The following is a 12525-nucleotide window of genomic DNA, read 5'->3' on the forward strand; positions in this document are numbered from 1 at the left end:
TTTGGAATAATATGGCTTTCCATCTTATTGTGGAATGGTTTCAAAACAGCTACAAATGCAAAAACGACCAAACAGATTGTATTATTTATTCTTGTAATTCTTATTGCAAATTTCGCTTCATCTTACACTTATCAACTTTTAAATTTATAAAAATGAAAAAAATCATATGCTTACTACTATTTCCACTAGTTGTTTTCGCTCAAGAAATAAAAACGGAAGACATTGAAGTAAATTCATTAATAAAAGGAACGCTTTTCTCATTAGAAAACACTTCCTCAAAACCAAACTTAGTCCTAATTATTGCCGGTTCTGGTCCAACTAATAGAAATGGCAATCAACTTGGGATGCAAAACAACTCCTTAAAATTTTTAGCTGAAGCTATCGCTAACGACGGAAATGTTGCTTTTAGTTTTGACAAAAGAATCATTACCCAAATGAAAGAAGGAAATTTAGACGAAAAATCACTTCGTTTTGATGATTTTATTACTGATGTAAAAGATATTATCACTTTTTTCAAAAAACAAAACAAATACAACAAAATCATCATTGCTGGTCACAGTGAAGGCTCTTTAATAGGAATGATTGCAGCCAAAGACAATGCAGATGCTTATATTTCTTTAGCTGGTGCAGGAAGAACTATTGATTTAATTATTACAGAACAAATTGAAAAACAAGCACCTTTTTTGAAAGCTAAAACCGAGGAAAACTTCAAAATTTTAAAAGAAGGAAAAACTTTTAAGTTAGAAAATCAAATGTTAGCTTCTATTTTTAGAGAAAGCGTTCAACCTTATATGATTTCTTGGATGAAATACAATCCTCAAGTAGAAGTTAAAAAATTAAACATTCCAATTCTCATCATAAATGGCACAAAAGATATTCAAGTTGCAGAAAGCGAAGCAAAATTATTACACGAAGCCAACCCAAAATCAGAATTAAAAATTATTGACAAAATGAATCATATTTTTAAAGAAATAAATGAAGATGAAGAAAATATAAAATCTTATTCTAATCCAGATTTGCCAATCATGAATGAATTATCTGAAACTATTAATTCATTCATAAAGTCACTTTAAATTGTAACATTTTTCAATAAAAAACTACTTATTGGTAATTCAATAAATAAAAAATGAAAAAAATAATTCTAACGCTTGCACTAGCAAGTTTCTTATTTAGTTGTAAAACAGCAACTACAACTGCTTCAAAACAAAATGATGTAGATGTAACTATTGATTTAGTTAACGTAAAAGAAGACAAAGTAATGGTAAGCATTATTGCGCCAACTTTTACAACTGAAACAGCTACATTTAACATTCCTAAAATCGTTCCAGGAACTTATTCTGATGATGATTATGGAAAATATATTGACGATTTAAAAGCTTTTGATGCTAAAGGAAACCCTTTAAGAGTTACTAAATTAGATGTCAATTCTTATACAATTAGTGATGCTACTAAATTATCAAAAGTTACATATTTAGTAAATGACACTTATGATATTGAAAAAGGGGGTGGATTTGGAAACTCTTCTGATGTGTTTTCTCCTGCAGGAACAAACATTGATGCTGGAAAAAACTTCATGTTAAACTTACACGGATTTGTAGGTTACTTTACAACAAAAGAAGAAGTTGCCTATAAATTAACGGTTAATCATCCAGCTACTTTATTAGGAGTTTCTGCTATGAATGATTTAGACGCTTCTGATGCAAAAGATGTGTTTGTAGCTTCAAAATATGCTTCTTTAGTTGAAATGCCAATCATGTATGCAAAACCAGATTTTACTTCATTTATGGTTGATGATATGGAAATTATCATTTCTGTTTATTCTCCAACAGGAAAATATACAGCAAAAGAAATTACACCTTACATGGAAAACATGATGCGTGCTCAAAAGAAATTCTTAGGAAAATTTGACGCCACAAAAAAATACGCAATCTTGTTATACCTTTCTAGCATGACTCCAACGGATGCAAAAGGATTTGGAGCTTTAGAACATCCAACTTCTACGACTGTTGTTATGCCAGAAGTTATGGGACTAGAAATGCTTCAAGAACAATTAAAAAATGTAGTTTCTCATGAATTTTTTCATATTGTAACGCCATTAACGGTTCATTCTAACGAAATTCAATATTTTGATTTCAATAAACCTCAAATGTCTGAACATTTATGGATGTATGAAGGTGTGACTGAATATTTCGCCAATTTATTTCAAGTTAACCAAGGTTTAATTGAAGAAGATGCGTTTTTTGAAAGAATGTCAGAAAAAATTGCTCAAGCTTCTAGCATGAATGACAAAATGAGTTTTACTAAAATGAGTAAAAACGTTTTAAAAGACCCTTACAAAGATCAATATGTAAATGTTATGTGTTTAGATATTGAAATTAGAGAAAAAAGTAACGGTCAAAAAGGAATTTTGCAATTAATGCAAGATTTATCGAATGAATACGGAACTAAAAAAGCGTTTAAAGATGAAGAATTATTTAGTAAAATTACTGAATTAACGTACCCTGAAGTTGGAGCTTTCTTAAACAAATATGTAGCAGGTGAAACACCAATTCCTTACGCAGATTATTTTGCAAAAATGGGAGTAACAGAAGCAAAAGTAGAAGCAACTGGAAATCCGTTTTTAGTAGGTGGAAATCAACCTATCATTTCATATAATCCTGAAACAAAAGCATTTTTCTATTTACCAGAAATTGAAATCAATGCTTTCATGAAAGAATTAGGGTTAAAAAACAATGATATTCTTCTTGAAATTAACGAAACAAAATTAGATTTAACTAACATAAATCAAACTGTTGGAGCTTCATTTGGATGGAAAGATGGTGATGCAATCACTATGAAAATCAGACGTGATGGAAAAGAAATAGACATCAAAGGAAAAGTTGTTATGCCTAAAGAAATCAAAGAAGGTTATATGGCAACTGATGATAGCAAAAAAGCTTTACGTGAAGCTTGGTTGAAAGGTTAATCATTCTATTTTGTCAACCTGAACTTGATTCATGATCTAAACAAACTAGGACAATCAAAACAGAATCCTCAATTTACATAGTATTTTGAGGATTTTTTGTTTATTTTCGTCACTTAAACAATTTACATGAGAAACGCACCTTTTTTTACGGATGATACTATAGTTTTTGGAATTTTAATGCTTTTATTAGGACTTGTGTTTTACACTTCGTCCAAAGAAGAAGGTTTTTGGAAAAAATTCTATGGTGTTGTTCCAGCACTTTTGATGTGTTATTTATTACCAGCTATACTAAATTCTCTCAACATCATTTCACCAGAATGGATAACAATAAATGATGCTGGGGATGAAGTAGAAAAAAGTTCTAATGTTTATTTTATAGCAAGTCGTTATTTACTACCTGCTGCTTTAGTTTTAATGACATTAAGCATTGATTTAAAAGCGTTATTAAATCTTGGCCCAAAAGCCTTAATTATTTTCTTGGCAGGAACTGTAGGGATTATTTTAGGAGGTCCAATTGCAATTCTATTAATATCTATCGTTTCACCTGAAACAGTTGGAGGAGCTGGTCCAGATGCCGTCTGGAGAGGGCTTTCAACCATTGCAGGAAGTTGGATTGGTGGTGGAGCAAATCAGGCAGCTATGTTGGAAATTTTCAAATACAACTCACAAAAATATGGAGCCATGGTTTTGGTTGATATTGTTGTGGCAAATCTTGGAATGGCTTTTCTTTTATACGGAATTGGTAAAAAAGAAATCATCAACAAATGGTTAAAAGCTGATAATTCATCGGTACAAGAATTACAAGACAAAGTTTCTAATTATCAAGAAAGTGTTAAACGTAGCCCTTCTTTAAATGACTATATGATTATTTTAGCTATTGCATTCTTTGCTGTTGCCTTATCCCATTTTGGAGCAAGCATTCTTAGCACATTTTTTAAAAATAATTTTGAAAGTGTAAATGATGTTAAAAGCTTCGCTTCTACTTTTGGAGGTGAATTCTTTTGGATGATAACAATTGCTACAATAATCGGAATTTCATTGTCATTTACCCCATTAAAATCTTATGATGGTGCAGGAGCAGGAAAAATTGGAAGTATTTTTATTTACATATTAGTAGCTTCAATCGGAATGAAAATGGATTTAGGTTCGGTTATGGATAATCCAGGACTAATTGCTATTGGAATTGTTTGGATGCTAATTCATTTTATCATCATTTTTGGAGTAGCTAAATTAATTAGAGCTCCTTATTTCTTCATTGCCGTTGGAAGTCAAGCTAATGTAGGTGGTGCTGCTTCTGCACCAGTAGTCGCTTCTGCTTTTCATCCTTCATTAGCCAGTGTTGGAGTGTTATTAGCTATTTTCGGTTATGTAGTTGGAACTTATGGCGCAATATTTTGTGCTTATTTAATGGAAGTTGCATCTCCTAAATAAAAATTAAAGGATTAAAAGGTTATGAGTTTATAAGGTTAAAAGGGTTTGTGAAAATCTAATAGCTGAAAATTCTAAAATCAAAAAAAATAATTACTTTTGAAAAATAAATTAAACATTAAAATGTCAAAAAAAATAATTGCTTTAGCTCTAGTCATCATTGGTCTTGTTTCATGTAATAAAAAAGATAACGATGGCAAAAACTTACACTTAACCGGAAATATTAAAGGCCTAAGTCAAGGAAAATTATACATTCAACAAGTACAAGATTCGAGCTTAGTTGTTTTAGATAGTATTATGATAAAAGGTGATTCAAAATTTGATACATATTTGAATATTGAAAGTCCAGAAATGTTGTATTTGTTTTTAGATAGAGGACAAACCAATTCAATTGACAACAACTTACCCTTTTTTGCTGAACCAGGTGAAATGAAAATTGAAACCACTTTAAATTCATTTTTTGCTGATGCCAAAATAACAGGTTCTAAGAATCAGGTTTTGTATAATGAGTTTAAACAAATGATGGCTAAATTTAATGACAAGAACATGGGTTTAGTTGAAAAAGAACTAGAAAACTATAAAAAAAAGAACAAAAATAGTATGGATAGCATTTCTTCTGAAGCTAATAAATTGACCCGAAAGAAATATTTATACATTGCTAATTTCGCAACAGTACATGCAGATAGAGAAATTGCCCCTTTTTTAGCGCTTTCAGAGATAGCTGACATCAATGTAAGGTATTTAGATAGCATTGAAGCTAAAATGAAACCAGAGGTAGCTAAATCAAAATATGGCAAGATGTTAAAATCTTATATTGAAGAAAGAAAAAAAGTAGAATAAAAATAAAGTTCTCGAACCCACGACCTGCTGATTACAAATCAGCTGCTCTAGCCAGCTGAGCTACGCTGGCAACTCAAATTTCGAGTGCAAATATATGTTTGTATTTTTAATTTCCAAACAAAAATCGCACTTTTTTTAATGATTTTTTTAATTTAATTCATTCAATTTTGCAACAAACTGATTAGCAGCTGCTTCGTACTCTGAACGAATTTGTTTAAAGTGACCTTTTTTGTCTTCTACTTTCTTAATATTTGTTTTTGACATTAATCCATCAAATGTTTCGTAAATTTCATCTACTAATTTATCTGATTCTTCTGTTGGTTTTCCTCCATTAGTCATTTCCCAAACGTAAACGATGTTTACAATATCTCCTAAAACGTAGTTGATTTCTTTTTTCAAGTTCTTAACGCTTGCCATTTTTTCTTATTTTAAAATTTGATGCAAAATTACACAATATATTTGTCAAACAACAAATTAAATAGAAATTTCTAACAGAGTTGCATTTCCTTTTAGCAAAACTTCATCTAAAATAGCTGGAATCAAAACTGTATCACCCATTTTATATTTTGAAATAGTATTGTTGTATTCCAATTCAAATTCACCTTGAGTACACATTAAAACCGTAAAAGCTTCTTTAGTTTTTTTCCAAATATAAACTTCTTGTAACGGAATAATATTAGTTTTAAAATACTTACAATCTACTACTTTGTTGCTTCTATTTATTTTAGAATCATACTGAACATGAGCTTCCGTTATATTATAATTTAATGCATCTAAAGCTAATTCAGTATGTAATTCTCTTTGGTTTCCATTAGCATCTACTCTATCAAAGTCATAAACCCTATAAGTTACATCACTAGTTTGTTGAATTTCTGCAATTACAATTCCAGCTCCAATAGCATGAATAGTTCCAGTTTCTAAAAAGAAAACATCTCCAGCTTTGACCTCAACTTCGTTTAAGATAGCAACCAAATTTTTATTTTCTAATGCATTTTTATATTCCTCTGGATTTGAATTTTCTTTGAAACCAACAATTAAACGAGCATTTTCATCAGCTTGCATAACATACCACATTTCTGTTTTTCCAAAAGAATTATGACGCTTTTTGGCTAATTCATCATTTGGATGTAGTTGAATAGATAAATCTTGTTTGGCATCAATAAATTTAAACAACAATGGAAATTCAGTTCCAAATCGCTCTATAACTTCTGCACCTAAAAACTCATTAGGATATAATTCAATCAATTGATTAACATTTTTCCCTTTTAAAAAACCATTATTTACAACACTAATGTCATTTGGAACTGTAGATAATTCCCAACTTTCTCCAGTAATATCAGAAGAAATAGGTTTATTTAAATATGTTTTTAGTTTTGTTCCACCCCAAATACGTTCCTTAAAAATGGGTTCAAATGTTAATGGGTATAATTTCATATTATTCTTATTTACCATACAAATATGTACAATATATGTGGTTTGAAAAGTGATTTTTCGACAAAAACCGCTTAATTAAAGTCAAATGAATAAAAAGTATAGATTAATTTAACCTACTTCATTTTTTTAACCATTTCTAAAGCATGCTCAATATGAACATTCGCTTTGATACTGTTGAAAACAGAAACTACTTTTCCTTCTTTATCAATAATATAAGTGACTCTTCCGGGTAATAGCCCAAAAAAATGAGTTGGAACACCAAAAATATTTCTTATTTTTTTATTTCCGTCGGACAATAATATAAAAGGTAATTTATGTTTTTGAGCAAACTTATCATGTGAATCTTCAGAATCACCACTAACACCAATTACTTCTGCACCTAAATCTTGAAAATCCTGATATTGATCTCTAAAACTAGATGCTTGAGTTGTACAACCTGGTGTATTGTCTTTTGGGTAAAAATAAATCACTAAAGGTTTTCCTTTGTAATTTGACAATTCAAATTTTTCACCTGATTGTGTTTTTGCTTTGAAGTTTGGTACTATATCACCTTTACTAATTGCCATATTAATTTCCTTTATAGGTTACAAAATTTCTAGGTGTTTCATATAAAACGACTTCTAAATCATTTTTTTGATCAATATAAGGTCGTAATTTATTCCAAATTACTACGGCAATATTTTCAGCTGTTGGATTTAAATTTTCGAAATCAGACACATCCACATTTAAATTTTTATGATCAAATGCGTTTTCAATGTGTTCTTTAATTAAATCTGAGAGAATCTTTACGTCTACAACAAAACCTGTCTCTTGATCGATTTCACCAGTTACACTTACAATTAATTCATAATTATGACCATGGAAATTCGGGTTGTTGCATTTTCCAAAAACAGCGGTATTCTTTTCCATTGACCAATCTTTTCGAAATAATCGATGGGCTGCATTAAAATGGGCTTTTCTTGAAACGGTTACTCTCATTTGATTTAATATTGTTTATTAACGATTTTTTTGACTGGTGAATTTTTATATTTTATGGCTTTCTAAATAATGGTAAAATTTATCGAAAATGATTTTAAACCAAACCGTGTAAATTTCAGGATGGATTTCCATATCATTTTTGATAGCTTCAATTTTCATCCATTTCCAACTCTCGACTTCCTCTAAATTTATTTTTGGATCATCATTTGAATAACCAATCATTACATGGTCTAGTTCGTGTTCAGTTAATCCATTATCAAAAGGGGCTTTGTAGATGAAATGAAAAAGTTCTTTAAGCTCTGTGACAAAGCCCATTTCTTCTTCTAAACGTCTTTTTCCTGCTTGAATATTTGATTCACCTGCTCGTTGATGACTACAACATGTATTTGTCCACAAAAGTGGGGAATGGTATTTGTTTGATGCACGTTGTTGCAACATGACTTCATTTTTATCATTTAATACAAAAACAGAAAAGGCACGATGCAATAGGGCTTGTTCGTGAGCAGCCATTTTTTCCATTAAACCTATAGGTTCATCGTTGATATCAACTAAAATTACTTTTTCTTCAATCATGATTTTTATTTCACTTCAAAAATACGAAAAAAGTACCATTTTAAGGCTCAAAAATAATTTTAGTAAAAGTTTAACGGCTGTTGAATTATGCTTTTATCGATTCTGAAATCATTAAAGCACATTTTTCGCCATCAATAGCTGCTGAAATAATACCACCTGCATAACCTGCTCCCTCACCGCAAGGATATAATCCTTTAATTTGAACATGTTCTAACGTTTGATTATCTCTTGGAATTCTGACTGGTGAAGATGTTCTACTTTCTGGTGCATGTAAAATAGCTTCATTGGTGAAATAACCATTCATAGATTTACCAAATTGTACAAATCCTTCTCTCATGGTTTGAGTTAAGAAATTTGGAAATACTTCTCCTAATTCTACAGAAGTTGTTCCTGGCACATAAGATGTTTTTGGTATCGATGATGAAACTTTCGTTTGAGTAAAATCTACCATTCTCTGAGCAGGAACTTTTTGAGTTTCTCCTGCTAATTGCCAAGCTTTTTGTTCTATGTCCTTTTGAAACTCCATACCAGCTAAAGGTCCGAATTTTTCAAATGATTTGAAATCTTCTAATTTTAATTCAACTACAATTCCCGAATTAGCTGTTGCTTGATCTCTTTTAGAAGGTGACCAACCATTAGTAACTACTTCACCTGGACTCGTAGCACAAGGAGCAATTACACCACCTGGACACATACAAAACGAATACATGCCACGACCAGCAACTTGTTTTACAATTGAATAGGGTGCTGGAGGCAAAAATTCACCACGAAAATCACATGAATATTGAATTTTATCTATCAATTCCTGTGGATGTTCTGCTCTTACTCCAAGCGCAAAAGGTTTAGCTTCAATAAAAATATCTTTTTTATGTAATAATTCAAAAATATCTCTGGCAGAATGACCGGTTGCTAAAATGACTTTATTGGATTCAATTGCAGTTCCATCGTGCAAAACTACTCCTTGAATTTCATTGCTTTTTATAGTAAAATCTGTGACTCTTTTTTCAAATAAAACTTGTCCACCACATTCGATAATTTTCTCACGAATATCCTGAATAATTTGAGGTAATTTATTGGTTCCAATATGTGGATGAGCTTCCACTAAAATTTCGGACGTTGCACCAAAAGCGACTAAAAGTTGTAAAATTCTATCTACATCGCCACGCTTTTTGGAACGTGTATACAATTTACCGTCTGAATAAGTTCCTGCTCCACCTTCACCGAAACAATAATTGGAATCTTCATTTACTATTCCTTCAACGTTTATGGATTTTAAATCTCTTCTTCTTCCACGAACATCTTTTCCTCTTTCAATGACAATTGGTTTTAAGCCTAATTCTATTAATTGTAAAGCTGCAAACAATCCTGCTGGACCAGCACCAACGACAACAACTTCTTGTTTATTGGAAACATTTGGGTAATTTGGTAATTGAATTTCAGTATCCACAAAAGATTCATTTTGCAAAAAAACTTGTCCTTTGACGTTGAATTTAACAGCTTTTTGACGAGCATCAACGGACCGTTTTTGAACGATTACTTTCTGAATATCTTTTACAGAAATTTGCAGTTGTTTTGCAACGGCTTGTGCTAACAAATTTTCATTTGTAACTACTTCTGGTGCAACTTGAAATTGGAATTCTTTTGGCATTTCTTAAAATGTTCGGATATTTAGAAATTTAGAAAAATATATATTGCAAAAATAGTAATTTGAAACTTGACTTTGTAACTTTGTCTCTTGAAAAAGAAATAATGAGAAAAATAAAATTAATTTGGGATTTTAGAGGCGTAATGTCAGCGAAAACAGCTGAACATCATGAAATTCATTTAAAAGAATTCATCATAACTGAAAAACTAGGTTCAAATAATACAGGCTTTGAAATTCTAAACGAGATGTATGCTATTGCTTTTATGGTTGTAGAAGAAAAAGATATGATTATGGTTCGCGATGCCTTGAAACCTCATCGTGGGGAAGTTTTTGAATAAAATTCTAAAAAAATAAATTCCAAATTCCAACTATTATAATTTGGAATTTGGAATTTAAAATATTGGAATTTCAATTACTAATTTGCCACTTCACTAATAAACTTAATTCTCATTAAGCGTAACTCTTCAGTATCATAATCACCGTCAAATTCTTTTAGTGCAGCATCTATTTTATCAGATTCAGATTCCATAAAATAATCATGAATTTCTTCTTGTTGTTCATCATCTAATATATCATCAACCCAATATTTTATATTTAATTTTGTTCCTGAATAAACGATTTGCTCCATTTCTTTTAACAAATCATCCATCGATAAACCTTTAGCTTTTGCAATATCATCCAACGCTAATTTTCTATCTACATTCTGAATAACATAAAGTTTTAATCCTGAATTTGCTCCTGTAGATTTAACTACTAAATCATCTGGACGAGTTATATCATTTTCATCAACATATCTGTTAATTAAGGCTATAAAAGGAGGTCCATATTTTTTAGCTTTCCCTTCTCCAACTCCGTGAATATTACTAAGTTCTACTATAGAAATAGGGTATTTTAAAGCCATATCTTCTAAAGACGGATCTTGAAAAATCACAAATGGTGGTACACTTAATTTTTTTGCTTCTTTTTTACGTAAATCTTTCAACATTGCCATTAATACTTCATCAGCAATTCCTGTTGATTTAGATGCTGTTACAATTGCATCATCTTCTACTTCATTATATTCATGGTCTTCTGACATCATAAATGAAGTTGGGTTTTTTAAATAAGCTTCTCCTTTGGCTGTTGTTTTTAGAACGCCATAACTTTCAATATCTTTTCCTAATAGCCCATCTACTAAGACCTGACGAATTAAAGCCATCCAATATCTTTCTTCAAAAGCACTTCCTTTTCCGAAGTAAGGTTGAACATCTATTTTTTGGGCTTTAATAATAGCATTTACTTTTCCGACTAAAGCAAAAATCAATTCTTTTGATTTAAATATTTGCTTAGTATCTCTTACCATATTTAGCAAAATCACGACTTGATCTTGGGCTTCAACTTTTTTCTTTGGATTGCGTACATTATCATCCATGTCTGCTCCATCTCCATTTACATCGTCAAATTCTTCTCCAAAATAATGCAGTAAAAATTTTCTACGACTCATTGAAGTTTCAGCATAAGCCACAACTTCTTGCAACAAAGAAAAACCAACTTCTTGTTCAGCAACTGGTTTTCCTGACATGAATTTTTCCAATTTCTCAACATCTTTGTATGAGTAGTAAGCTAAACAATGCCCTTCTCCTCCATCACGACCAGCACGACCCGTTTCTTGATAATAACTTTCTAATGATTTTGGAATATCATGGTGAATTACAAATCGAACATCTGGTTTGTCAATTCCCATACCAAATGCAATTGTTGCTACAACAACATCAACATCTTCCATTAAGAACATATCTTGATGTCTTGCTCTAGTTTTTGCATCTAATCCAGCGTGATAAGGAACCGCAGAAATTCCGTTTACTTGAAGAACGTGCGCTATTTCTTCAACTTTTTTACGACTTAAACAATAAATAACACCCGATTTCCCTTTGTGCTGTTTTATAAATCTAATAATATCTGATTCAACATTTTTAGTTTTTGTACGGATTTCATAGTACAGGTTTGGTCTATTAAATGAAGCTTTAAAAGTGTTGGCGTTAGACATTTCTAAGTTTTTTAGGATGTCTTCTTGCACTTTTGGCGTAGCGGTTGCAGTTAATCCAATAATTGGAATATCTCCAAGCAACCTTATGATGTTTCTTAAATTTCTATATTCTGGTCTAAAGTCGTGTCCCCATTCTGAAATACAATGTGCTTCATCAATTGCGACAAATGACACAGGCACTTCATTAAAAAAATTAATATAGTCTTCTTTAGCTAATGATTCTGGTGCTACATATAATAATTTTGTGACACCTGATCTAATATCTGCTTTAACCTGATTTATTTCCGTTTTAGTTAGTGAAGAATTTAAAACATGAGCTATTCCATATTCTGAACTTATGCTTCGCATGGCATCTACTTGGTTCTTCATTAAAGCAATTAAAGGTGAAACAACAATAGCTGTTCCGCCCAAAACCAATGCAGGAAGTTGATAACACAAAGATTTCCCTCCACCTGTTGGCATAATTACAAAAGTATTGTTTCCAGTAATGATACTTTTTACAACACCTTCTTGTAATCCTTTAAATTGGTTAAATCCAAAATACTTCTTTAATTCTTTATACAGGTCTATTTCGCTAGATTTCATTCTTGTATTTGCATTTATTTTTTTGAAGGTAATCATTTATTTTTAATAGAA

General features: G+C 31.0%; 12 protein-coding genes. 5 read left to right on the forward strand and 7 right to left on the reverse strand.

Annotation, left to right across the window (positions count from 1 at the left end):
* Positions 1-152: 152 nt before the first annotated feature.
* The 4 genes from AACZ53_RS10405 (at position 153) to AACZ53_RS10420 (ending at position 5233) form a co-directional block, all read left to right on the forward strand.
* A complete protein-coding gene (locus tag AACZ53_RS10405) occupies positions 153-1073 on the forward strand; it encodes an alpha/beta hydrolase (protein ID WP_339837994.1) in 921 nt (306 codons plus the stop codon).
* Positions 1074-1126: 53 nt separating this feature from the next.
* The gene (locus AACZ53_RS10410; RefSeq protein ID WP_339837997.1) at positions 1127-2965 is read left to right on the forward strand and encodes a peptidase M61; all 1839 of its coding nucleotides are present in this window, start codon (positions 1127-1129) and stop codon (positions 2963-2965) included.
* A gap of 126 nt (positions 2966-3091) precedes the next feature.
* Positions 3092-4396 carry a DUF819 family protein gene (locus AACZ53_RS10415; RefSeq protein WP_339837999.1) on the forward strand — a complete coding sequence of 435 codons (1305 nt, stop codon included), beginning with the start codon at positions 3092-3094 and terminating at the stop codon, positions 4394-4396.
* A 120-nt stretch (positions 4397-4516) separates the two neighbouring features.
* Complete coding sequence (locus AACZ53_RS10420) at positions 4517-5233, forward strand: DUF4369 domain-containing protein (protein WP_339838001.1); 717 nt, start codon at positions 4517-4519, stop codon at positions 5231-5233.
* Between the two features lie 147 nt (positions 5234-5380).
* Here the strand turns inward: AACZ53_RS10420 and AACZ53_RS10425 are convergent, their stop codons facing one another.
* From AACZ53_RS10425 to AACZ53_RS10450, 6 genes are all read right to left on the reverse strand, one after another.
* Positions 5381-5650, reverse strand: coding sequence for a hypothetical protein (locus AACZ53_RS10425; RefSeq protein WP_026717957.1), 270 nt, complete (start codon positions 5648-5650; stop codon positions 5381-5383).
* Between the two features lie 57 nt (positions 5651-5707).
* Positions 5708-6667, reverse strand: a complete 960-nt coding sequence (locus tag AACZ53_RS10430; protein WP_339838005.1) for a type I phosphomannose isomerase catalytic subunit — start codon at positions 6665-6667, stop codon at positions 5708-5710.
* A gap of 113 nt (positions 6668-6780) precedes the next feature.
* Positions 6781-7233: a peroxiredoxin gene (locus AACZ53_RS10435; RefSeq protein ID WP_339838008.1), complete on the reverse strand. Its 453-nt coding sequence runs from the start codon at positions 7231-7233 to the stop codon at positions 6781-6783.
* Between the two features lies 1 nt (position 7234).
* On the reverse strand, positions 7235-7645 hold the full coding sequence (locus AACZ53_RS10440; protein ID WP_339838010.1) for a 6-carboxytetrahydropterin synthase: 411 nt from the start codon (positions 7643-7645) through the stop codon (positions 7235-7237).
* Positions 7646-7690: 45 nt separating this feature from the next.
* Positions 7691-8218 (reverse strand): isopentenyl-diphosphate Delta-isomerase, encoded by a 528-nt coding sequence (idi, locus tag AACZ53_RS10445; RefSeq protein ID WP_339838012.1) that lies wholly within the window; start codon positions 8216-8218, stop codon positions 7691-7693.
* A gap of 85 nt (positions 8219-8303) precedes the next feature.
* On the reverse strand, positions 8304-9866 hold the full coding sequence (locus AACZ53_RS10450) for an FAD-dependent protein (RefSeq protein ID WP_339838014.1): 1563 nt from the start codon (positions 9864-9866) through the stop codon (positions 8304-8306).
* 98 nt (positions 9867-9964) lie between these two features.
* Here AACZ53_RS10450 and AACZ53_RS10455 point away from each other — a divergent pair, with 98 nt between their 5' ends.
* A complete protein-coding gene (locus tag AACZ53_RS10455) occupies positions 9965-10201 on the forward strand; it encodes a hypothetical protein (protein WP_339838016.1) in 237 nt (78 codons plus the stop codon).
* Positions 10202-10278: 77 nt separating this feature from the next.
* Here the strand turns inward: AACZ53_RS10455 and AACZ53_RS10460 are convergent, their stop codons facing one another.
* Positions 10279-12474, reverse strand: coding sequence for a RecQ family ATP-dependent DNA helicase (locus AACZ53_RS10460; RefSeq protein WP_339838018.1), 2196 nt, complete (start codon positions 12472-12474; stop codon positions 10279-10281).
* Positions 12475-12525 lie beyond the last annotated feature (51 nt).

The sequence above is a fragment of the uncultured Flavobacterium sp. genome (assembly GCF_963975005.1).
Taxonomy (GTDB): domain Bacteria; phylum Bacteroidota; class Bacteroidia; order Flavobacteriales; family Flavobacteriaceae; genus Flavobacterium.

Excerpts from the sequence above, each read along its gene's own strand:
- AACZ53_RS10405 (WP_339837994.1), top strand. The coding sequence starts at position 153 with ATGAAAAAAATCATATGCTTACTACTATTTCCACTAGTTGTTTTCGCT.
- AACZ53_RS10410 (WP_339837997.1), top strand. The coding sequence starts at position 1,127 with ATGAAAAAAATAATTCTAACGCTTGCACTAGCAAGTTTCTTATTTAGT.
- AACZ53_RS10415 (WP_339837999.1), top strand. The coding sequence starts at position 3,092 with ATGAGAAACGCACCTTTTTTTACGGATGATACTATAGTTTTTGGAATT.
- AACZ53_RS10420 (WP_339838001.1), top strand. The coding sequence starts at position 4,517 with ATGTCAAAAAAAATAATTGCTTTAGCTCTAGTCATCATTGGTCTTGTT.
- AACZ53_RS10425 (WP_026717957.1), bottom strand. The coding sequence starts at position 5,650 with ATGGCAAGCGTTAAGAACTTGAAAAAAGAAATCAACTACGTTTTAGGA.
- AACZ53_RS10430 (WP_339838005.1), bottom strand. The coding sequence starts at position 6,667 with ATGAAATTATACCCATTAACATTTGAACCCATTTTTAAGGAACGTATT.
- AACZ53_RS10435 (WP_339838008.1), bottom strand. The coding sequence starts at position 7,233 with ATGGCAATTAGTAAAGGTGATATAGTACCAAACTTCAAAGCAAAAACA.
- AACZ53_RS10440 (WP_339838010.1), bottom strand. The coding sequence starts at position 7,645 with ATGAGAGTAACCGTTTCAAGAAAAGCCCATTTTAATGCAGCCCATCGA.
- idi (WP_339838012.1), bottom strand. The coding sequence starts at position 8,218 with ATGATTGAAGAAAAAGTAATTTTAGTTGATATCAACGATGAACCTATA.
- AACZ53_RS10450 (WP_339838014.1), bottom strand. The coding sequence starts at position 9,866 with ATGCCAAAAGAATTCCAATTTCAAGTTGCACCAGAAGTAGTTACAAAT.
- AACZ53_RS10460 (WP_339838018.1), bottom strand. The coding sequence starts at position 12,474 with ATGAAATCTAGCGAAATAGACCTGTATAAAGAATTAAAGAAGTATTTT.